This window comes from Streptomyces sp. NPDC049915 (assembly GCF_040656475.1).
GTDB lineage: Bacteria > Actinomycetota > Actinomycetes > Streptomycetales > Streptomycetaceae > Streptomyces.
Genome location: NZ_JBFAMH010000007.1, coordinates 249,677 through 269,978, shown reverse-complemented (window position 1 = coordinate 269,978; position 20,302 = coordinate 249,677). Strand labels below are relative to the sequence as shown.

Genomic DNA, 20,302 nt, shown 5'->3' with positions numbered 1-20,302 from the left:
GGTTAACCCTTCACTCCGGTGAGCGTGACGCCCTCGACGAACGCCTTCTGCGCGAAGAAGAACACGAGGATCACGGGGGCCATGACCAGCACGGTGGCGGCCATGGTGAGGTTCCAGTCGGTGTGGTGCGCGCCCTTGAAGGACTCCAGGCCGTAACTCAGCGTCCAGGCGCCGGGGTTCTCGGAGGCGTAGATCTGCGGGCCGAAGTAGTCGTTCCAGGCGTAGAAGAACTGGAACAGGGCGACGGCGGCGATGCCGGGCTTCGCCATCGGCAGGACGACCCGCAGCAGGGTTCTCAGGTCGCCGCAGCCGTCGACCCTCGCCGCGTCCAGGTACTCGTTCGGGATGGTCGTCAGGAACTGCCGCAGCAGGAAGATGGAGAACGCGTCGCCGAACGCCATGGGGACGATCAGCGGCCACAGTGAGCCGGACAGGTCCAGCTGCTTGGCCCAGAACAGGTACATCGGGATGACGACGACCTGCGGCGGCAGCATCATCATCGAGATCACCAGCATCAGCGCCAGATTGCGGCCGCGGAAGCGGAACTTGGCGAGCGCGTACGCCACGGGGATCGAGGAGACGACCGTAAGGATGGTTCCCAGTCCCGCGTAGAGCAGGGTGTTCTTCCACCAGGTGAGGAAACCGGGGGTGTCGAAGACCTTCCGGTAGTTGCCCCATTCCCAGGTGTGCGGGACGAGGTCCCGGCTGAGGGCCTGGCTGTCGCTCATCAGGGAGGTGAGGAACACGAACACGAACGGCAGGACGAAGAACAGCGCGGCGGCGACACCGAGGGAGTGCACCGCGATCCACTCCAGCAGGGCCCGGCGGCGGGCGGTGCGCTCGGCCGCGGGTCGCACGGTGACCTGCACCGGCTGGTCCAGAACCTGGGTCATGGGTCAGTCACCTGCCTGGATCAGACCGCCGCGGCGCCGCATCAGGAACGCGGTGAACACCATCGACAGGGCGAACAGCACCAGGGCGACGACACAGGCGGAGCCGTAGTCGAAGCGCTGGAAGCCGAGGTTGTAGACGAGTTGCGGGAGGGTGAGCGTGGACTTGTCCGGGTAGCCGGGCTCGAACTGGGTGCCCGCGCCCTGGATCACACCGGAGGCGACCTTCCCGGCGATCAGCGGCTGTGTGTAGTACTGCATCGTCTGGATCACGCCGGTGACCACGGCGAACATCACGATGGGGGAGATGTTCGGCAGCGTGACGAACCGGAACCGCTGCCAGGCCGACGCCCCGTCCAGCTCCGCCGCCTCGTACTGCTCGGTGGGCACGTCGAGCAGCGCCGCCATGAAGATCACCATCAGGTCGCCGATGCCCCACAGCGCGAGCAGGGTGAGCGCCGGCTTGGACCAGGAGGGGTCGTTGAACCAGCCGGGCGCCGGCACGCCCACCTTCTCCAGGATCGAGTTCACCGGCCCGGTGCCGGGGTTGAGCAGGAACGCGAAGGCCATGGTGGCGGCCACGGGCGGGGCCAGGTAGGGCAGGTAGAAGAGCGTGCGGAAGACGCCCGTACCGGTCTTGATCTTCGTGATGAGCAGCCCGACGCCCAGTCCGAAGACCACCCGCAGGGTCACCATGACGAGCACCAGCCACAGCGTGTTGCGCAGGGCGGGCCAGAACAGCGGGTAGTGCGCGAAGACGTAGGACCAGTTCTTCGTCCCGCTCCACGTCGGCGGCCGGAAGCCGTCGTAGTGCATGAACGAGAAGTAGACCGTGGACAGGAGCGGGTAGGCGAAGAAGACCGCGAACCCGATCAGCCAGGGCGACAGGAAGGCGAGGTTGCGCAGCGCCGCGCGGCGGCGCTTGGACGCCAGGGTGATCGCGCTCATCGCTACTTCGCCTGCGCGATGTCCGTGTCGATCTGCGCGGCCGCCTGCTTCAGACCGGCCTTGATATCGGTGACCTTGCCGCTCTCGTAGTCGTAGCCGAGCTGCTGGATCGTCACCAGGTACTGCCCGCCGTTGACGGATGCGGGCGTGCTCGTGGAGTGCGGGTTCGCGGCGATGTCCAGGAACGTTTTGAAGCGCGGGTCGTAGTGGAGCTTCGGCGACTTCAGGGCGGCCAGGGCGGAGGGAACGTTGTGGATCGCGTTGGAGAAGCCCGCCACCGCGTCGGTGTCGGTGGTCATGTACTTCACCAGTTCCCACGCGGCGTTCTGCTTCGTGCTGGTGGCGGCGATGCCGGCGATGGTGCCGGTGATGTAGCCCTTGCCGTACTGGTCGGCCTGGTCGTCGGGGACCGGGAGCGGGGCCACGCCGATGTCGAAGCCGGGCCTGGCGTCCAGGGCCATGCCGAGCCGCCACTCGCCGTCGAGCTGCATGGCGACCTGGCCGGTGTGGAAGGGGTGCTTGGGGCCCCACTCGTCGCCCAGCTTCGCCCGGTAGCGCTCCAGCTTCTGAAAGCCGCCGAGTGCGTCGACGAGCCGCTTCTGCAGTGTGAAGCCCTTCTCGAACGCCGGGTCCCCGGCGATGTTCGACTTGCCGTCCCGGTCGAAGTACGTCGGGGAGAACTGGCCGAGGTAGTGCTCGGTGGTCGACTCCCAGCCGTGGTAGTCCGGCATGAAGCCGAGCTGCCGGAAGGAGTCGCCCTGAGGGACGGTCAGCTTCTTGGCGTCGGCCTCGAACTGCGACCAGGTCTTCGGCGGGGAGGTGATGCCTGCCTTCGCGAACGCCGTCTTGTTGTAGTACAGGCCGTAGGCGTCGCCGAGCAGCGGGACCGCGCAGCGGTTGCCCTCGAACTGCGTGTACTCGTTCATCGCCCTCGGGAAGGTCTGCTGCGGGTCGATCTTCGCCTTCCTGAAGAAGGGGTTCAGATCGACCAGCGCGCCGGAGGAGCAGAACTTGCCCACGTTGTTCGTGGTGAAGGAGGAGATCACGTCGGGCGCCTTGGTGCCGCCCGCGCGCAGCGCCTGGTTGATCTTGTCGTCGGTCATGTTGCCGACGACGTCGACGTGGATGTTCGGGTGCGCCTTCTCGAAGCCGGCGACCAGCTCCTTGACGGCCTTGACCTCGTTCGGCGCGCTCCAGGCGTGCCAGAAGGTGATCGTCGTGTCCTTCGACGGGTCGTCGCTTACGCCGGCGCCGGACTGGCCGGTGCAGGCGGTGGCCAGCAGGGCCAGCGACGCGGTCAGGGCGAAAGCCGTCTTTCGGGCGAGTGACGGTATGACTTCGGGCATGGCGAGGCCTCCCAGGGGGCGGGGTCGGGAAAGGAGGAGGTGCTCTGAGGGGGCGGGGTCGGGAAGGAGGAGGTGCTCCGAGGGGCTAGCGCGAGGTGTCGAAGACCTCGTCGCGGGTGACGGTCAGCGCGCGCTCCAGTGCGCCGCGCAGGACGGGCTGGTCGGTGACCTCACCGACCACGAGCCGGGGCCGGGAGGCGGCCAGCTCCTGCAGCTCGTCCTCGATCAGGGCGCGCAGCACCTCGCCGCCGCTGGTGAGCGAGGCGCCGGAGAGCACGACCAGCTCGGGGTCGAGCACGGAGACCAGCGAGGCGAGACCGGTGGCCAGCCGGGTGGCGTACGTCTGCAGCAGCAGCCGGCCCAGCACGGTCTCCTCGGCGGCGGCCCGGGCCACCAGCGCCGCCGCGGCCTCCTCGTGCGGCCCGGACGGGACGTCGCTCATGCCGAGTTCGCGGGCGAGCTGGGGGACGGCCTGCGAGCCGGCCAGTTCCTGGTAGCCACCACTGTTGGCTTTCCTCACCCCGCGCACCAGCGGGGTGCCGGGGACCGGAAGGAAACCCACCTCTCCCGCGCCGCCGGTGAAGCCGCGGTGCAGCCGGCCGCCGAGGACCAGTGCGGCGCCCAGGCCCTCCTGGTTCCACAGCAGCACGAAGTCCTCGCGCCCGCGGGCGGCGCCCAGACGCTGCTCGGCGAGCGCGACGAGGTTGACGTCGTTCTCGTACTCCACCGGCATCGGCAGCGCGGCCGCGAGTTCGTCGAGCAGGGTGGGGGAGTGCCAGCCGGGCAGGTGCGAGGCGTAGCGCAGCCGGCCGGTGCCCGGGTCGAAGGCGCCGGGGGTGCCGATGACGAGCCGGTGGACGTCGGAGCGGGCCAGCCCGGCGGCCTTGACGGCACCGTCGAGGGCGTCGGTGACCTGCTGGGTGACGGGCTGCGCGGGGCGCCGGCCGGGCGTGGCCAGCTCGTAGCGGCCGACGGTGCGCCCGGTGATGTCGGCGACGGCGGCCCGGATGCGGCCCGGGGTGACGTCGAGGCCGGCGGCGTGGGCGGCGCTGGGGTTGACCTCGTACAGCTGGGCGTTGGGGCCGGGGCGGCCCTCGGCCCTGCCGGTGGCCAGCACCAGCCCGGCCGCCTCGAGACGCGCCAGCAACTGGGAGGCGGTCGGCTTCGACAGGCCGGTGAGCTTGCCGATGCGGGTACGCGAGAGCGGGCCGTGCTCCAGGAGCAGGTCCAGGGCGGCACGGTCGTTCATGGCGCGCAGCACGCGCGGGGTGCCCGGCGTACCGGCGGTTCCTGCCATGGGGTGCGCACCTGCCTTTCCAGCGGGACAGCCTTCCAGTGCGCGGGGAGGGCTGTCCACCCGGCTCCGACACTGTTAGGAAAGTTTCCTATCGCCGGTCAGGAACGTAAGCCCGCCGTGAAGCGGCCGTCAAGACACGACACCCCCGCGGCAACGGAGTCGTTACCTGCGGGGGCGTCGGGGAAGAGCCGCGGGCGCGCCGGGGAAGGGCCGAGTGGGGCGTCGGGGAAGAGCCGAGCGGGGCGTCGGCGACGCATTGCGCGGCGTCGGCGACGAGCCGTGGGCGGTTACTTCGAAGCGCTCGGCGGCGGGACGAGCGGCGTGGTCGCCTGGGCCTGCGTGGAGGTGGAGTTGGCGAACGCGGACGGGGCGGCGACCGAGGCCGACGGGTCCGGAACCGCATCCTCCGCGGGAGCCGTCGCACCGCCGACGATGCGGATGTCGGCGGCGTCGAAGGCGCGCTTGATACGCCAGCGCAGCTCCCGCTCCACCGCGAGGGACTTGCCCGGCATGGTCCGGGCGGAGACCCGGACGACCATGGAGTCGATCAGCACGCTGTCCAGGCCGAGCACCTGGATCGGGCTCCACAGCAACTCGTTCCAGGGCTCTTCCTTGCCCATCGTCTCGGCGACCTCGTCGAGGGTGGCCTTCACCCGGTCCAGGTCCTCCGACGTCTTGACGGTGACGTCCACCCCGGCCGTCGCCCAGCCCTGCGAGAGATTGCCGATGCGCTTGACCTCGCCGTTGCGGACGTACCAGATCTCGCCGCTGTCGCCGCGCAGCTTCGTCACGCGCAGGCCGACCTCGATCACCTCGCCCGACGCGACACCCGCGTCGATCGTGTCGCCGACCCCGTACTGGTCCTCAAGGATCATGAACACGCCGGACAGGAAGTCCGTGACCAGGTTGCGCGCGCCGAAACCGATCGCCACGCCCGCGACACCGGCGGAGGCCAGCAGCGGGGCGAGGTTGATGTCGAAAGTGGCCAGCACCATCAGCGCGGCGGTGCCGAGGATCAGGAACGACGCCACCGACCTCAGCACCGAGCCGATCGCCTGCGAGCGCTGGCGGCGGCGCTCGGCGTTCACCAGCAGGCCGCCGAGCGCGGTGCCGTCCACCGCCTGGACCGTACGGGTCATCCGGTCGATGAGCTTGGTGATCGCCCGCCGCACCGCCACCCGCAGCACCGTCGCGATCACCAGGATCAGCAGCACGCGCAGGCCGATCGCGAGCCACGTCGACCAGTTCTGCTCGATCCAGCTCGCCGCGTTCGTCGCGCTCTCCTGCGCGTCCTGGAGCGTGGGTACGGTCACCGGCGGCGTCTGGGAACCGGACGGCGACGGCGAGGGACCGGCGGCCAGTAGGACGGCGGGCAAGGACACGGCGGATACCTCCAGGTGCAGCGGTCTGCCCCCGGGCACGGGACGGTGGTCCCGGTCGTCAAGGTCACGGAAAGGTCACCGGAGGGCAGGAGCACCACACTAACGGGGCATGGTGGGTGCATCTGCCGGATGCGGCAAGGAGAGACCGTGCTCACCTGGGCTTGAACCGGTCGCGGCCCGGGGGATGAACCAGATGTGGTCGAAAACACTCCCAGCCCGTTACCGGGACATGGTGGCGCCGCCACCAGGCATGAGGGGAGACTGACTACGGATCGTCCCGGCGCGAGCCACGCGCCGCCGGCGTACAAGGAGGCATCCGTGCCGCATGTCCTGGTCCTCAACGCGTCGTACGAGCCGCTCGGCGTCGTACCGCTCCGCCGCGCGCTCGTCCTCGTCCTCGAGAACAAGGCAGTCTGCCTCGAGGAGTCCGGCGCCTTTCTGCACAGCGCAACCGTCACCGTCCCCGCACCCAGCGTGGTCCGGCTCAAGCGATTCGTGCGGGTTCCCTACCGGGGGCCCGTTCCTCTGACCCGCCGGGCGCTGTTCGCCCGGGACGGGGGCCGGTGCATGTACTGCGGTGGCGTCGCAACCAGCGTCGACCACGTCATCCCGCGCTCGCGCGGTGGCAAGCACGTCTGGGACAACGTGGTGGCCTCCTGCCGCCGCTGCAACCACGTCAAGGCCGACCGCCACCTGATCGAACTGGGCTGGCGGCTGCGCCACAAACCGGCGCCGCCGACCGGGCTGGCCTGGCGCATCATCGGCACGGGCCACAGGGATCCACGCTGGCTGCCCTACCTGCAGCCGTTCGGCGCGGACGACGCCCTGGCCCGGATCGACGGCATCTCCGCCTGACCCCGATCCGGGCCTCGCCCGTCCACCGGCCGCAAGCCGCCACCCGGCGGCACCGACCGTCCTGGCGGTGCCGACCCCTCCGGCGGGGTCGAACGCCGCCGGGGGGGCCGGCGTCCGGGCCGGGCCGCCCCGGGAGTCCCCTGCGCCCCCGGGACGGCCGCTCGGGCGGCCCATCCGCACGGCGGCGACCCAGCGCGCCGCCGGGCCGTGCCCTGCCCCCGCGATCACGCGTACCGGCCGGCCGCGCGCTGCCCGGCCGTCACACGTAGCGCAACTGAGCCGGGTCGGCCATGCGTCGCAGCAGCGGTAGAGCCGTGGCCGCCGCCAGCAGGCATACGGCGTAGACGGCCACCGGCACCAGCAGCGCCGCGTACGGCACCGTCGGGGCACCCGGGCCGGTGGTGAGCGCGGCGTACCAGGTGCCGACCGTCATGCCGCCCGCGCCCGCCAGGAGCACCGCCGGAGCGAGCGGCAGCGCCGTCTCCAGCAACAGCGCGCGTCCGAGCACCGCTCGCGGCACACCGGCCGCCGTCTGCGCGGCCAGGCCCCGGCGCCGGGTGGCCACCGACTCGGCGGTGCCGACGGCCAGGCCGGACAGGGTGATCACCAGGGCGACGGCGAGCGCGGCGGCGGTGAGGTTCAGGCCGCCGGTGTAGTACCCGATGTCCGATCCGAGGCTGCCCTCCCGGCTCATCCGGCGCAGCACGGCCAGCAGCGCCTGCCGCACGCCGACGAAGCCGGTGCCGGCCACCGTCACCAGCAGCACCGCGGCATGGGTCCGCGCCGCCGCCCACGGGTCGTCCCGCAGCCGCTCCGCCGCGATCAGCGCCGCCGCCGACCGCGCACGCGGGGCGAGCAGCCGCCCCGTCAGCCGGGCCGTGGCACCGCTCAGCCACACCGCTCCCGCACCCACCGCGAGAAGCAGCCCGGACACCAGCAGCGGCCCCTCGGCGTACGCCCGCCACGGCGATGTGCCGCCCGTGCCCGTCACGGCCGCGACGGCCATCAGCGCCACCAGCGCCGGCCCCGCCAGGAACGCCAGGGCCGGACCGCGCCCCGTGCGCTGCCGCACCCGCCGCACCCAGCCCAGCGGCGAGGCCACCACCCGGCGCAGCGCCAGGGCTCCCGCCCCCGCTCCCAGCACCGGCACCCCGACCGCCACCACGGCGACCGCGGCCCAGGCCCGGGCGGGCGCGTCCGTCCAGCCCGCCGCCAGCACCGGCACGGCGACGGCCGTCACGAGCACCGAGCCCAGCAGACAGGCCAGACCCGTCTCCAGCGCCGCGATCCGGCGCACCTGCCCCGCAGTCGCCCCGGCCAGCCGCAGCCCCGCCAGCCGCCGGTCGCGGTGCACGGCGCCGATCCGGGCGCACTGTCCGAGGAAACCCAGCACCGGCACCAGCAGCAGGAGCAGAGCGACGATCACCCCCGAGCGGGTGCCCGGCTGGTTCAGCAGGCCCCCGCCCATGGGCACGTCATGCCCGCCGCGCAGTCCGCCGAGGACGGCCGCCGCCAGCGCGAACGCCGTCGCCGGCACCGCCCCCAACGCGGTCAGGCCCACCCGCCACCACTCCCGCCGGTCCGACCCCCGCGTCAGCGCCCAGGCCAGCCGCAAATCGCTCCCGAACCCGGGCGCGCCCCCGGGATCCCGCCGCGGATCCGTGCCCAGCCCCGCCGTACCCCCGTGGTCGCCCACGCGCTCACCCCCAGCCCCGAGACGGCGCCGTCGCTCAGCCGGACCTCACGGTCCGCGTAGGCCGCCGTCTGCGCGTCGTGCGTGATCAGCAGCACCGCCGCGCCCGTCTCCCGTGCGGTGTGCACCAGTGCCGTCATCACCTGCTCACTCGCCAGCGAGTCCAGCGCCCCCGTCGGCTCGTCCGCGAACACGATCCGCGGTCCCGTCACCAGCGCCCGCGCCAGCGCCGCCCGCTGCGCCTGACCGCCACTCAGCTCACCGGGGCGCAGCTCGCCCTGTGCGCACACCCCGAACCCCTCCAGCCACGCGCCCGCTCGCTCCCGGGCCGCCGTCCGCGCGAGGCCCCCCAGCAGCAGGGGCAGCGCCACGTTGTCCAGCACCGTCAGCTCCGGGATCAGCTGCCCGAACTGGAACACCACCCCGAACTCCGTCCGCCGCAGCTCACCGAGCCGACGCTCCCGCTGCCGCTCCAGATGGTCGCCGTCGTAGACCACCGACCCCGCGTCGGGCCGGACGATCCCGGCCAGGCAGTGCAGCAGCGTGGACTTGCCGCTGCCACTCGCCCCGGTCACCGCGAGGATCTCCCCGGCGTGCAGCTCGAGACCGGCGCCACGCAGGGCCGGTGTCCTGCCGTACGACTTGACCAGGTCACGGGCCACTAGGAGCGCCGCCGTGTCCTCCCCCTTGGTGTTCATGCCGTGTCGACCTCCGCGGTCAGATGGGTGAGCCGGTCCGCGGTGGTGGTCATCCAGCGGAGGTCGGCGTCGAGGTGGTTGAGGGCGTAGTCCGCCGAGAGCACGCTCGCCAGGTCGGCGCCCGGCGCGGTCTTCACGGCCGTCAGCTCCCGCATCCGGGCCATGTGCGCGGCGCGCTGCGCCCGCAGATAGGCCGCCGGGTCGCCGCCGGACAGGATCGCCACGACCACCTTGGCGAAGATCTCGTTCGCGACGAACGGCGCCGGCGGCGCGACCTCGGCCGCCCAGCGGGCCAGCTCGGCCTCGCCGTCCGGGGTCGCCCGGTACGTCGTGCGCTCGGGGCCGCCGTCGGAGTCGGTGCCCTCCACGGCCGCGAGACCGTCGCGGACGAGGCGTTGCAGGGTCGTGTAGACCTGCCCGTAGGCGAGGGGGCGGGCCTGCGGAAAGCGCTCGTCGTGGCGTCGCTTGAGGTCGTAGCCATGGCCCGGCCCGGAAGCGAGCAGCCCCAGCAGGACGTGGCGGGTGCTCATGGAGATCAGTATGTACTCGCTATATGTACTGAGTGAATAGTGGAGCGAAAAAAACGCCACGCGAAAACCCGGCCGCGTGAGTGCGGCCGGGTCTTCACGGGGCGTTCGTCAGACGCGCGCCTTCGGCTTCGACACGCGGATCTTGGAGCGGTCCAGGACCATCACCAGGCCCGTGATCACCGCGAAGATCACCAGCGGGGTGAACACGTACAGGCCCAGCGTCTCACCGACACTGAGGCCCTTGCCGGGGTCGTCACCGTCGTCGCGCGTCAGCGCGAGCGCGGGAGACGACATGAGCAGCATCATCAGCGTCGTACCGGCGGCCAGGGCGCCGGCGCGCAGGGCGTTCTTCTTGTCCACGGTGCCAAAGTAGCGAACGCCTCCGAGGGCCGCGCGCCCGGGGTGCCGTACGGGGCTCACGGCTCGGCCCGCACCGCCTCGATCAGCGCGTGCAGCCGCGGTGAGGCGGCCAGTTCCTCCAGTGTCACCGGCCGGCCCGTCGCGTCCGCGATCGGCAGCCGCCAGTTGGGGTACTGGTCCCAGGTGCCCGGCAGGTTCTGCGGGCGCCGGTCCCCGACGCCGTCCGGCAGCCACACCCCGACCAGCCGGGCCGGCGTGCGCCGCAGGAACCGGTGCACCGCCTGGATCTCCGCCTCCTCCGACGACACGTCGGTACCGCCCGCCCCGCGCAGCATCCCCAGCCGGGCCAGCAGCGCCAGCCACTCACCGGTGTCCGCCGCCGCCTCCTCCCGCTCCACCTCCAGCGGACGCGTCAGCAGCCCCAGCCGCTCCCGCAGGTCCACGTGCTCACCGGTGAGCCGGGCCGCGGTCGGCGGCAGATCGTGCGTCGTCGCGGTCGCCAGACAGTCCGCGCGCCAGCGCTCCGGCGGCAGCGGACGCCCGTCGCCCGTCCAGTCCCGCTCGAACCACAGCACCGACGTGCCCAGCACCCCGCGCTCACGCAGCGCCTCGCGCACCCCGGGCTCCACCGTGCCGAGGTCCTCGCCGACCACCACCGCGCCGGCCCGGGACGCCTCCAGCACCAGCACCGCCAGCATCGCCTCGGCGTCGTAGCGGACGTACGCGCCTTCCGTCGGCGCCTCGCCCTGCGGCACCCACCACAGCCGGAACAGCCCCATCACATGGTCGATGCGCAGCGCTCCCGCGTACCGGAACAGCGACCGCAGCAGATCCCGGTAGGGCGCGTACCCCGACGCGGCCAGCCGGTCCGGCCGCCACGGCGGCAGCCCCCAGTCCTGCCCGCGCGCGTTGAACGCGTCCGGCGGCGCCCCCACCGACATCCCCGCGGCGAAGAACTCCTGCTGCGCCCACGCGTCCGCGCCCTGCGGATGCACCCCGACCGCCAGGTCGTGCACCACGCCCACGTCCATCCCGGCGTCCCGCGCCGCCCGCTGCGCGGCCCGCAGCTGGGCGTCGGTCAGCCAGGCGAGATGGCTGTGGAAGTCCACCCGGTCCCTCAGCTCCGCACGCGCGTGTGCCGTCTCGGCCGACCGGGGATCGCGCAGCCCCTCGGGCCAGTGGCTCCAGTCCGAGCCGTGCACCTCCGCCAGCGCGCACCACGTCGCGTGGTCCTCCAGGGCCTGCCCCTGCTCGGCGAGGAAGTCGGCGTAGGCGGCCCGCCGGCCCGGACCGAGCGGCACCTGCCGCACCGTCTCCAGGGCGGCGCGCTTCAGGTCCCACACCGCGTCCCGGTCGATCAGCGCGCCCTTGTACAGCACCGCCTCGCGCAGCCCCGCCGCCCGCTGGAGCAGACCGTGCAGGGCGCCGTGGTCGTCGGCGTAGGCGTACTCCGGGACGTCCTCCACCCGCAGATGCACCGGGTCGGGGAAGCGGCGGGACGACGGCCGGTACGGCGAGGGGTCGGTCGGCGAGCCCGGTACGGCCGCATGCAACGGGTTGACCTGCACGAACCCGGCGCCCAGCGCCCGCCCGGCCCAGGCCGCCAGTTCGCCGAGGTCACCGAGGTCGCCCATGCCCCATGAGTGCCGGGACAGCAGCGAGTACAGCTGCACCAGCAGTCCGTACGAGCGGGCGGTGGGCGTGGGCAGCCGGGGCGGCGCCACGACGAGGTGCGCGCTCGCCCGGCGGCCGTCGGGCGCGGTGGCGGTCAGCCGGTGCACACCGTGCGGCAGCACGTGCAGGTCGGGACGCGTCTCGCCCTGCTCGGTGAACAGCTCGACCTGAGTGCCCGGCGGCAATGCGGCCAGGGTCTCGGGGACAGCGCCGTCCCAGCTCACCAGTGTCGGCGGCAGCAGCTGTTCGGCCAGCTCCCGCTCCCGCGCGGCGAGCGCGGCGGCCACGGCCGCGGGACTGCTCGCGTCCACCCCGAGGGCGCCGAGCACGCGGACGAGCGCGGCCGGCGACGCGGCCACCGTGCGGTCCGGGGCGGGCTGGTAGGAGGGCGCCACGCCATGCAGTTCGGCGAGGCGCGCCAGGTCGGGGTCCGGGGCTGGGGCGTGCGGCGCGGGTGCGGTCATCTACGGCCTCGTGGTGCCGGGGTCCAGGGACGCGTCGGACTCGCTGGTGAGCGGCGCCGCGTCGGACAGGGGCGGCTCACTGGTCAGGGGCTCGGCGTCGGGCAGGGGAGGTTCGCTGGTCAGCGGGGCCTCGACGCAGGCGCTCTCGGCGCTGAAGACGCAGGCCAGAGCGGTGTCGTACTCGATGTCCGGGGGCGGAGCCTGGCGGGGCAGTGCCGCCTCCGGCCCGGGTTTGGACAGGGCCGAGAGCAGAAGGTGTGCCGATGCGGCCACAGGGGTCTCCTTGTCGCGTGCGCCGGGTGCGGCGTCGGAACGGGTTACCGCAGCCCTACCCAGCGGGCGCGACGGCAGACGTCCCCGGTACGAAGGACGCCGAGATCGACGGTTTCCCCGCCTATGCCTACGCCTATGTATACGCCACAGACCCGGGCATACGGGTCAACGTGCCCCTTGCTGGCATCACACGGGTCGCAGCGGGTCACGGGTGCGGCGCGGTCAGGTACCGCTGCACGGTCGGCGCCAGCCAGGCCACGACCTCCTCGCGGGCCAGCGCCACGGCCGGCTCCAGCCGCAGGACGAAGCGGGTGAGCGCGAGGCCGAGCATCTGGGTGGCGACCAGCGCCGCACGGGCCGGGGTCTGCTCGGGATCGGGGCAGATCCGGCGGGCGACGGGGAGGAACTGGTTGCGGAAGATGCCCTGCATCCGCTCGGCGCCCGCGGGGTTGGTGACGCCCACCCGCAGCATGGCGGTCAGCTCCTCGTTCTCCTCCCACAGGCCGAGGAAGTGGCGCACCAGCGCCTGCCCGACCTCACCGCGCGGCAGCCGGGACACGTCGGGCAGCCGCAGATCGATCGCCACGGCCGCCGCGAACAGGCCGTCCTTGCTGCCGAAGTAGCGCATCACCATCGACGGATCGATGCGGGCGTCCTTGGCGATGGCCCGGATGGTGGCCCGCTCGTATCCGTCGGCGGCGAACCGCTCGCGGGCGGCGGCGAGGATGGCGGCCCGGGTGGCGTCGGAGCGCGGGGTGCCGGGGCGGGGCGTGCCGGAGGTGCTTGCTTGCATGTCACGAGCGTAGGCCAACACTCGTTGGCCAACAAGCGTTGACAGCGCCGTAACCCGCCCCTACGTTGGTCAACGAGCGTTGGTCAACAGGTGTTGGCCAACAAGCGTTGGTGAGTGAGCGTAGGCGCCCAGGAGGCCCCCATGAACGGCACCACGGGAAAGATCGTCGTCGTCGGCTCCGGCCCCACCGGCCTGCTCCTGGCCGGTGACCTGGCCGCCGCCGGAGTCCCCGTCACCCTCGTCGAGAAGCGCCCGCGCAAGATCAGCAACCTCTCCCGCGCCTTCGTCCTGCACGCCCGCACCCTGGAGCAGCTCGACGCCCGTGGACTCGCCGACGGCCTGGAAGCCGTCGGCCGCCCCCTGGACCGTCTCCGCCTCTTCGGCCGCCTCACCGTCGACCTCGCCGGCCTCCCCTCCCGCTTCAACCACCTGCTGGTCATCCCGCAGTACGAGGTGGAGAAGGCCCTTCAGGAGCGGGCCGTGGCGGCGGGCGTGGACTTCCGGTACGAGACGGAGCTGACCGGCCTCACCCAGGACGCGGACGGGGTGACGGCCGAGGTCCGCACCGCTACCGGTGCCACCGAGGAACTCCGGGCGGCGTACGTCGTCGGCGCCGACGGTATGCGCAGTGCCGTACGCGCGGCCCTCGGCCTGCCCTTCCCCGGCCGCAGTGCGATCCGCTCGGTCGTGCTGGCGGACGTACGACTGGCCGAGGAGCCGGCGAACGTGCTGACGGTCAACGCCGTCGGCGACGCGTTCGCCTTCCTCGCGCCGTTCGGCGACGGCTACCACCGGGTCATCGGCTGGCACCGGGGCCGCAACGTCCCCGACGACGCGCCCCTCGACCTGGCGGAGGTCAAGGAGATCACCCGGCTCGCCCTCGGCCGGGACTACGGGATGCACGGCGCACGCTGGATGTCCCGCTTCCACAGCGACGAACGCCAGGCGCCCGCCTACCGCGTGGGCCGGGTCTTCCTCGCCGGGGACGCCGCGCACGTGCACACCCCGGCCGGTGGCCAGGGCATGAACACCGGACTGCAGGACGCGGCCAACCTCGGCTGGAAGCTCGCCCAGGTGCTGCACGGCCACGCCCCGGACGCCCTGCTGGACACCTACCAGAGCGAACGCCACCCGGTCGGCAGGTCCGTGCTGCGCAGCAGCGGCGGCATCGTCCGTCTGGCGATGGCCAAGCGCCCCTGGACCCTCGCCCTGCGCGCCGCGCTGACCGTCCTGCTCGACCACACCGCGCCCGCCCGCCGCCGCGCCGTCGGCCAGATCACCGGCATCGGCTACCGCTACCCCGCGCCGCGCGGCGCCCACCCCCTGACCGGCACGCGCGTACCCGATGTCGCCCTCGCCGGCGGCGGCCGCCTGAACGAGGCCCTGCGCGACGGCCGTTTCGTCCTGATCACCCCGGACGCCCATGACCCCGGCGCCCCCCGCAAGGACCGTCTGACGGTCACCCGGTGGGCGAGCGCCCGGCGCACCGCCCTCCTGGTCCGCCCCGACGGCTATGCGGCCTGGGCCTCGGACGAGCCGTCCCCGACGGCGACCGAAGCCGCGCTCGCGGCCCACGTGGGCTGAGCGCGCCGGTCAGCTCCCCGACCGCTGCGTCCCCGCCAGCAACTCCCGCAACAGGTCGGCCAGGTGGCCGGCCTGTTCCTCGTCGAGGGCCGCCGACACGGCCTCCGTCTGGACGGCGAGGCCCGCGCCGACGGCTTCGTCGATCAGGCGCAGGCCCTCGTCGGTCAGTGTCACCTGGAGCCCGCGGCGGTCGTGCGGGTCGGGGGAGCGGCGCAGCAGGCCGGCGCGCTCCAGCTTGTCGAGGCGGCCGGTCATGCCGCCGGTGGTGAGCATCAGCGTCGCCGAGAGCTGGCGCGGTGAGAGGGTGTACGGCTCGCCCGCGCGGCGCAGCGTGGCCAGCACGTCGAACTCGCCGCGGGAGATCCCGAACCGGGTGTACGCCTTCTCCATGCGGTCGCCCATGGTCCGTGCGAGCCGGTAGATGCGCCCGAAGACCTCCATCGCGCGGGTGTCGAGGTCGGGCCGCACGGCGGCCCACTGCTCGATGATCGTGTCGACCGGGTCCCGGGGGGCCGGCGGCGGGGAGCCCGGCTGAGGCTTCGCAGTCATGGGCCGAAGTATCCGCATCACACCGATGGGTTGCAAGAAAGTAGCTCCGCTCTAAGTAGCTTGACTATAAGTAGCTTACGGCTAAGCTATTTTCTGCCGAGCAAGCCATGAGGGGGATACCGCCGTGAAGAAGCCGGATCGTCAACCGGGCCAGTGGGCCCTGCCCGTCGCCGCCGCCGTCAACGGTGTCGGTACCGGTCTGTACGTGCCCTTCACGCTGGTGTTCTTCCACAGCGTGACCGGACTGTCCTTCACCGTCGTCGGCGCCGTCCTCACCGTCACCGGGCTCATCGGCCTCGGATCGCTCCCGCTCGCCGGGGCGGCCGTCGACCGGTACGGCGCCAAGCGCGTGCAGTACGTGCTGTACGGCGTGCGGGTCGCCGGGTTCGCGCTGTACCCCTTCGCCCACGCCCTGCCCGCGTTCGCCGCCGTCGCCCTGGTCACCGCGGCGGCCGACCGTGCCTTCCCCGCCGCACAGCAGGCCCTGGTCGGCGAGGTGGCCCGCGGCGCGGACCGCGACCGGCTGCAGGCGGCCACCCGCGCCCTGCAGAACGGCGGCAACGGCGCCGGCGCGCTCCTCGCCTCGCTGGTCATCGCCTTCGCGGGTCCCACCGGCTACACCTACACCGCCTGGGGCAACGCCCTGTCCTTCGCGCTGGCCGCGCTGCTGCTGCGCCCGCTGAAGCCGCTACGGTCCGCCACCACCCGGCGTCGCGCCGGGTACCGGATGGTCCTCGCCGACCGGCCGTTCCTCGTCGTGACCGGCGCCAACTTCCTCAACGCGCTCAGCTACTCGGCCCTGTCCATCCTCTTCCCGCTGTTCCTGCTGGAGTGGCTGCACGCGCCCGCCGCGCTCACCGGCTCCGCGTTCACGGTCAACACCGTGCTGTGCGCGCTGGCCGGCGTGTACGTCGGCAGCCGCGTACGGCGGGCCGGTGCCCGGCGCACCCGGGCCGCGGCCCTCGGCGGCACCCTGTTCTCGGCCGCGTTCGCCGCGCAGATCGTGCTCGGCACCCTGCGGCCCGCCTCCGGCCCGGTGCTGGGCACCGCCCTCACCGCCGTGATCGTCGTCTACACGCTCGGCGAGCTGATCCACAGTCGCGCCGCCGAGGTGCTCGCCGTGTCGGCGGCGCCCGAGGAGGCGCGCGGCCGCTACATGGCCGCCTACCAGATCTCCTGGTCGCTGGCGAAGGCCGTCGCGCCCTCCTTGTTCACCACCCTGTTCGCGGCGGACGGCCGGCTGCCCTGGGTGGTCCTGATCGCCACCTCGGCCGTCGCCGCCGCCCTGCTGATCCGTGTGGAGCGCCACCTGCCCGCCGAGGCCGTACGGCCCCGCCCCGCAACCGTCGCCCACGGCACCGCCACCGCCACCGCGCCGGCCGCGGCGTAACCCCCGGGAGACACAGCCATGTCCCGCGCCACCACCGTCCTGCTCACCGCTCTCGCCCCGGTGTCCTGGGGCACCACCTACGCCGTCACCAGCGAGTTCCTGCCGCCCGACCGTCCACTGTTCACCGGCCTGATGCGGGCCCTGCCCGCCGGTCTGCTGCTGCTCGCCCTCACCCGGGTGCTGCCGCGCGGCACCTGGTGGGGCAAGGCGGCCGTGCTCGGCGCGCTGAACATCGGCGCCTTCTTCCCGCTGCTGTTCCTGTCCGCCTACCGGCTGCCCGGCGGAATGGCCGCAGTCGTCGGCTCGATCGGCCCGCTGTTCGTGGTCGGCCTGTCCGCGCTGCTGCTCGGGCAGCGGCCCACGGTCCGGTCCGTCGCCACGGGGGCCGCCGCCGCGTTCGGGGTGAGCCTGGTCGTCCTGAAGGCGGCCGGCGCGCTCGACACCGTCGGCGTGCTCGCCGCGCTCGCCTCCACCGCGTCGATGTCGGCCGGCACCGTCCTGACGAAGAAGTGGGGCCGCCCCGAAGGCGTCGGGCCGCTGGCGCTGACCGGCTGGCAGCTGACGGCCGGCGGACTGCTGATCGCCCCGCTCGCCTTCCTCGTCGAGGGCGCACCGCCCGACCTGGACGCCCCGGCGGTCGGCGGCTACCTCTACCTGGCGCTCGCCAACACGGCCGTCGGCTACTGGCTGTGGTTCCGCGGCATCGGCCGCCTCAGCGCCACCCAGGTCACCTTCCTCGGCCCGCTCTCCCCGCTGACCGCGGCGATCGTCGGATGGGCCGCGCTCGGCCAGAGCCTCACGCCCCTGCAACTGGCGGGCATGGCGCTGGCGTTCACCGCGACCCTCGCGGGCCAGCTGGGACACCGCGCTCCCCAACCATTCAGCTCACCTGAACAAAACGCTCAGAAACTTTCGATGGACCTGACAAGCGCCACCCTGCGACGGTAGAGGCACCACCCCAGGAAGGAGCTTCGTGACCGTCGCCGTCACCCGCACCGACTCACCCCGCACCACCACCACGATCCCCAGGGCCGCCACCCTGGGGATCGCCCTCGCCGTCGTCGCCACCCTCATCTGGTCCGGCAGCTTCGTCGCCTCACGCGCCCTGGGCGAGACCGTGCCGCCCGTGCAGCACGCGTTCTGGCGCTGGGTGATCGCTCTCGCGGCGGTGGCCCCCTTCGGCGCCCGCGACGCCTGGCGGCAACGGCACCTGATCCGCCGTCACCTCGGCTGCATCCTGCTCTCCTCGCTCCTCGGCATCACCGTCTACAACACCCTCGTCAACCAGGCGGGCGTGACCACCCCGGCCGCCAACATGGGCATGATCATGGCCGCATCACCGGTCCTGATGGCGGTCTACGAACGGGCGGGCGGCGTACGGCTCGGAGGGCGCCGCATCGCCGGACTGCTCCTGGCCTGCGCGGGCGTCCTGCTGCTCGTCGGCCGCGGCGGCACGGCCCGCTTCTCCAGCGGCGACCTGTGGATGATCGTCGCCGCCTGCTGCTTCGGCTCCTACAGCGCCCTGCTGCGCCGCCGCCCCGCCGGCATCGACGGTGCCACGTTCCTGTTCACCACCTTCCTCCTCGGCACGGTGATGCTGCTCCCCGCACAGGCGGCGAGCGTGGCCGTGCAGGGCGGCTTCCCCCTGACCTCCGGCACCGTCCTGCCGCTCCTCTACGTCGGCGTGGCGTCCTCCGCCGTCGCCTTCTTCGCCTGGAACAAGGCGGTCTCGCTGGTCGGCCCGAGCCGCGCCGGAGTCGTCTACTACCTTCAGCCGGTGTGCGTGGCCCTGCTGTCCTGGGCGCTGCTCGGCGAGGCGATCGGCCCCTGGCAGGTGCTGTGCATGGCACTGATCCTCGGCGGCGTCATGCTGGGCGCCGCGTCCCGCCGCTGACCGCGGCCCCCCTCACCCGGCCGGATAGGTTGCCGTCCATGGTCGACTGGGACATCCGGAAACTGCAGATCCTGCGCACCCTGCGGGAGGAGGGCACGGTCACCGCGACCGCCGAGGCCCTGCGGATGACCCCGTCGGCCGTCTCCCAGCAGCTCACCAACCTCGCCCGGCAGCTCGGCGTGCCCCTGCTGGAGGCCCACGGGCGCCGGGTGCGGCTGACGGCGGCGGCCCGGCTGGTACTGCAGCACACGGAAGCCGTCTTCGAACAACTCCGGCGCGCCGAGAGCGAACTGACGGCCTACGTCCAGGGTGAGGCCGGTGAGGTGAGAGTGGGCGCGTTCTCCACGGCCGTACCGGCGCTGGTCGTACCGGCCGTCCGCAGCCTGAAGACGTCGGCGCCGGGGGTGACCGTCCGCGTGCGCGAGGCGGAGGCGGCGGAGGCGTACGACCTCCTCGCGGCCGGCGACGTCGACCTCGCCCTCTCCCTTGCGGCCCACGCGCCCACCGCGCATGACACCCGATTCCACCTGGTGCCGCTGCTGGCCGACCCCCTCGACGTGGCCCTGCCCCGGGACCACCCGCTGGCTTCCTCCCCGACGCTCCGCCTGGCCGACCTGGCGGCCGAGCCGTGGATCTTCGGCGGCAGCGGCCCCTGGTCGGACATCACCCGGGCCGCCTGCGAGGCGGCCGGCTTCAGCCCCGCCCAGGGCCACGCGGCGTCCGGCTGGACGGCGATCCTGGCGATGGTGGAGGCGGGCATGGGGGTGGCCCTGGTCCCCCGCATGGCGGCGGTCCCGCGAACGGGCGTGGCCATGCGCCGCCTCTCCGAGGACAGCCCGGTCCGCCACGTCCTGGCAGCGACCCGCCGAGGAACAACGGAAGCGCCGGCGGTGGCCCGATTGCTCCAGGCCCTACGCGAGGCGTCCAACGGGTAGCGGCCCCGGCGCCGGCGGGGTGTTTGTCAGCGAACCTGCTCGCTCTTCGGCCCGATGCCTTTGATCCCGGTCGGAGTTCCGTCCGGGGTGAACGAGTGGTGGAAGGTGAAGGCGTGCGGCGCGGAGACGTGGTCGTGGAGGTGTTCCAGCCTGGAAACCCCGTCCTGCCAGGTGGGTATCACGCCGTCGGGGACCCACCAGATCACGTAATTCGGGTGCCCTGTCCTCTCGAACCAGTCGTAACGCCTGTTCAGCGCCTCACGGTGCAGACCGGTGTAGACGGCGTCGAAGGCGGGGCGCAGGTCGGTCCAGAGCGAGAGGGTCGCGGCCAGGGCGGTGGTTTCCGCCGTACGGCCCTTGCCGTACCAACCCGGTACGGCGAACTCTCCCCATGCACCCCAGTCCGCCTCGAAGAGCACGCCCTGGTCACCGTCTGCCGCTTCAGCACGCGCGAGATACCCGGGTTGCTGACTGATCTCCCGGTAGACGACCTCACCGATGTCGTAGAACTCGCGCGTGAGAGGTGCGGGATCGGCGAGAGGTGACTTCAGGACGCCGAATGTGTAGAGCGCAAGATGGGGCATGCGTCTCTCCCTGGTCGAGGGTGCCTGGTGCGGACCCGGTTCGGTGGCATTACGCCTGGGGGCGAGGCTTCGTGGGGCGTGACCAACTGAGTGGCTCAGCCTGAAGGAACTCCCGTGCGACCGTGGGCGATCGCCGAAGACCAGGTGAAGGTAGCGATCTCCG

The 20,302-nt window shown here is 72.8% G+C and carries 20 protein-coding genes; 6 read left to right on the top strand and 14 right to left on the bottom strand.

Translation table 11 applies throughout. The annotated features are described in order from the left end of the window. Positions 1-2: 2 nt before the first annotated feature. From AB0J12_RS15530 to AB0J12_RS15510, 5 genes are all read right to left on the bottom strand, one after another. Positions 3-893 carry a carbohydrate ABC transporter permease gene (locus AB0J12_RS15530; RefSeq protein WP_363264800.1) on the bottom strand — a complete coding sequence of 297 codons (891 nt, stop codon included), beginning with the start codon at positions 891-893 and terminating at the stop codon, positions 3-5. Positions 894-896: 3 nt separating this feature from the next. Beyond that, positions 897-1,838 (bottom strand): sugar ABC transporter permease, encoded by a 942-nt coding sequence (locus tag AB0J12_RS15525; RefSeq protein WP_363264799.1) that lies wholly within the window; start codon positions 1,836-1,838, stop codon positions 897-899. Between the two features lie 2 nt (positions 1,839-1,840). Continuing rightward, on the bottom strand, positions 1,841-3,184 hold the full coding sequence (locus tag AB0J12_RS15520; RefSeq protein WP_363264798.1) for an ABC transporter substrate-binding protein: 1,344 nt from the start codon (positions 3,182-3,184) through the stop codon (positions 1,841-1,843). A gap of 85 nt (positions 3,185-3,269) precedes the next feature. Further along, complete coding sequence (locus AB0J12_RS15515) at positions 3,270-4,481, bottom strand: ROK family transcriptional regulator (RefSeq protein ID WP_363264797.1); 1,212 nt, start codon at positions 4,479-4,481, stop codon at positions 3,270-3,272. Positions 4,482-4,768: 287 nt separating this feature from the next. Then, positions 4,769-5,863 (bottom strand): mechanosensitive ion channel family protein, encoded by a 1,095-nt coding sequence (locus tag AB0J12_RS15510; protein ID WP_363264796.1) that lies wholly within the window; start codon positions 5,861-5,863, stop codon positions 4,769-4,771. Between the two features lie 318 nt (positions 5,864-6,181). On the opposite strand from AB0J12_RS15510, the gene AB0J12_RS15505 reads away from it, so the two are divergent. Next, positions 6,182-6,718: an HNH endonuclease gene (locus AB0J12_RS15505; protein ID WP_363264795.1), complete on the top strand. Its 537-nt coding sequence runs from the start codon at positions 6,182-6,184 to the stop codon at positions 6,716-6,718. 259 nt (positions 6,719-6,977) lie between these two features. Here AB0J12_RS15505 and AB0J12_RS15500 read toward each other — a convergent pair whose 3' ends face one another. The 7 genes from AB0J12_RS15500 to AB0J12_RS15470 form a co-directional block, all read right to left on the bottom strand. Next, entirely contained in the window at positions 6,978-8,333 is a 1,356-nt protein-coding gene (locus AB0J12_RS15500; RefSeq protein WP_363264794.1) for an ABC transporter permease, read from the bottom strand. After that, the gene (locus AB0J12_RS15495) at positions 8,312-9,109 is read right to left on the bottom strand and encodes an ATP-binding cassette domain-containing protein (protein WP_363264793.1); all 798 of its coding nucleotides are present in this window, start codon (positions 9,107-9,109) and stop codon (positions 8,312-8,314) included. Before AB0J12_RS15495 ends, AB0J12_RS15500 begins: the two co-directional genes overlap by 22 nt. Further along, a complete protein-coding gene (locus AB0J12_RS15490) occupies positions 9,106-9,639 on the bottom strand; it encodes a PadR family transcriptional regulator (protein ID WP_363264792.1) in 534 nt (177 codons plus the stop codon). The genes AB0J12_RS15495 and AB0J12_RS15490 overlap by 4 nt, the downstream gene beginning before the upstream one ends. A gap of 108 nt (positions 9,640-9,747) precedes the next feature. Next, complete coding sequence (locus tag AB0J12_RS15485; RefSeq protein ID WP_363264791.1) at positions 9,748-9,999, bottom strand: hypothetical protein; 252 nt, start codon at positions 9,997-9,999, stop codon at positions 9,748-9,750. 56 nt (positions 10,000-10,055) lie between these two features. Continuing rightward, the gene (malQ, locus tag AB0J12_RS15480) at positions 10,056-12,137 is read right to left on the bottom strand and encodes a 4-alpha-glucanotransferase (RefSeq protein WP_363264790.1); all 2,082 of its coding nucleotides are present in this window, start codon (positions 12,135-12,137) and stop codon (positions 10,056-10,058) included. Next, a complete protein-coding gene (locus tag AB0J12_RS15475) occupies positions 12,138-12,410 on the bottom strand; it encodes a hypothetical protein (RefSeq protein WP_363264789.1) in 273 nt (90 codons plus the stop codon). Between the two features lie 205 nt (positions 12,411-12,615). Further along, the gene (locus AB0J12_RS15470; RefSeq protein ID WP_363264788.1) at positions 12,616-13,203 is read right to left on the bottom strand and encodes a TetR family transcriptional regulator; all 588 of its coding nucleotides are present in this window, start codon (positions 13,201-13,203) and stop codon (positions 12,616-12,618) included. 141 nt (positions 13,204-13,344) lie between these two features. Here AB0J12_RS15470 and AB0J12_RS15465 point away from each other — a divergent pair, with 141 nt between their 5' ends. After that, positions 13,345-14,787, top strand: a complete 1,443-nt coding sequence (locus tag AB0J12_RS15465; protein WP_363264787.1) for an FAD-dependent monooxygenase — start codon at positions 13,345-13,347, stop codon at positions 14,785-14,787. A gap of 9 nt (positions 14,788-14,796) precedes the next feature. On the opposite strand, the gene AB0J12_RS15460 is transcribed toward AB0J12_RS15465, so the two are convergent. Further along, positions 14,797-15,336, bottom strand: coding sequence for a MarR family transcriptional regulator (locus AB0J12_RS15460; RefSeq protein WP_363264786.1), 540 nt, complete (start codon positions 15,334-15,336; stop codon positions 14,797-14,799). Positions 15,337-15,460: 124 nt separating this feature from the next. Here AB0J12_RS15460 and AB0J12_RS15455 point away from each other — a divergent pair, with 124 nt between their 5' ends. From AB0J12_RS15455 to AB0J12_RS15440, 4 genes are all read left to right on the top strand, one after another. After that, positions 15,461-16,726, top strand: a complete 1,266-nt coding sequence (locus AB0J12_RS15455) for an MFS transporter (protein WP_363264785.1) — start codon at positions 15,461-15,463, stop codon at positions 16,724-16,726. Between the two features lie 18 nt (positions 16,727-16,744). Continuing rightward, complete coding sequence (locus AB0J12_RS15450; RefSeq protein ID WP_363264784.1) at positions 16,745-17,674, top strand: EamA family transporter; 930 nt, start codon at positions 16,745-16,747, stop codon at positions 17,672-17,674. Between the two features lie 73 nt (positions 17,675-17,747). Further along, complete coding sequence (locus AB0J12_RS15445; RefSeq protein WP_363264881.1) at positions 17,748-18,620, top strand: DMT family transporter; 873 nt, start codon at positions 17,748-17,750, stop codon at positions 18,618-18,620. A gap of 38 nt (positions 18,621-18,658) precedes the next feature. Further along, the gene (locus AB0J12_RS15440; protein ID WP_363264783.1) at positions 18,659-19,555 is read left to right on the top strand and encodes a LysR family transcriptional regulator; all 897 of its coding nucleotides are present in this window, start codon (positions 18,659-18,661) and stop codon (positions 19,553-19,555) included. 26 nt (positions 19,556-19,581) lie between these two features. Here the strand turns inward: AB0J12_RS15440 and AB0J12_RS15435 are convergent, their stop codons facing one another. Beyond that, positions 19,582-20,139 (bottom strand): DUF3291 domain-containing protein, encoded by a 558-nt coding sequence (locus AB0J12_RS15435; RefSeq protein ID WP_363264782.1) that lies wholly within the window; start codon positions 20,137-20,139, stop codon positions 19,582-19,584. Positions 20,140-20,302: the final 163 nt, after the last annotated feature.

What these genes read in the sequence shown, in the direction of transcription:
- AB0J12_RS15530 (WP_363264800.1), bottom strand. Translation starts at nt 893, where the DNA reads ATGACCCAGGTTCTGGACCAGCCGGTGCAGGTCACCGTGCGACCCGCG.
- AB0J12_RS15525 (WP_363264799.1), bottom strand. Translation starts at nt 1,838, where the DNA reads ATGAGCGCGATCACCCTGGCGTCCAAGCGCCGCCGCGCGGCGCTGCGC.
- AB0J12_RS15520 (WP_363264798.1), bottom strand. Translation starts at nt 3,184, where the DNA reads ATGCCCGAAGTCATACCGTCACTCGCCCGAAAGACGGCTTTCGCCCTG.
- AB0J12_RS15515 (WP_363264797.1), bottom strand. Translation starts at nt 4,481, where the DNA reads ATGGCAGGAACCGCCGGTACGCCGGGCACCCCGCGCGTGCTGCGCGCC.
- AB0J12_RS15495 (WP_363264793.1), bottom strand. Translation starts at nt 9,109, where the DNA reads ATGAACACCAAGGGGGAGGACACGGCGGCGCTCCTAGTGGCCCGTGAC.
- AB0J12_RS15490 (WP_363264792.1), bottom strand. Translation starts at nt 9,639, where the DNA reads ATGAGCACCCGCCACGTCCTGCTGGGGCTGCTCGCTTCCGGGCCGGGC.
- malQ (WP_363264790.1), bottom strand. Translation starts at nt 12,137, where the DNA reads ATGACCGCACCCGCGCCGCACGCCCCAGCCCCGGACCCCGACCTGGCG.
- AB0J12_RS15470 (WP_363264788.1), bottom strand. Translation starts at nt 13,203, where the DNA reads ATGCAAGCAAGCACCTCCGGCACGCCCCGCCCCGGCACCCCGCGCTCC.
- AB0J12_RS15465 (WP_363264787.1), top strand. Translation starts at nt 13,345, where the DNA reads ATGAACGGCACCACGGGAAAGATCGTCGTCGTCGGCTCCGGCCCCACC.
- AB0J12_RS15460 (WP_363264786.1), bottom strand. Translation starts at nt 15,336, where the DNA reads ATGACTGCGAAGCCTCAGCCGGGCTCCCCGCCGCCGGCCCCCCGGGAC.
- AB0J12_RS15450 (WP_363264784.1), top strand. Translation starts at nt 16,745, where the DNA reads ATGTCCCGCGCCACCACCGTCCTGCTCACCGCTCTCGCCCCGGTGTCC.
- AB0J12_RS15440 (WP_363264783.1), top strand. Translation starts at nt 18,659, where the DNA reads ATGGTCGACTGGGACATCCGGAAACTGCAGATCCTGCGCACCCTGCGG.
- AB0J12_RS15435 (WP_363264782.1), bottom strand. Translation starts at nt 20,139, where the DNA reads ATGCCCCATCTTGCGCTCTACACATTCGGCGTCCTGAAGTCACCTCTC.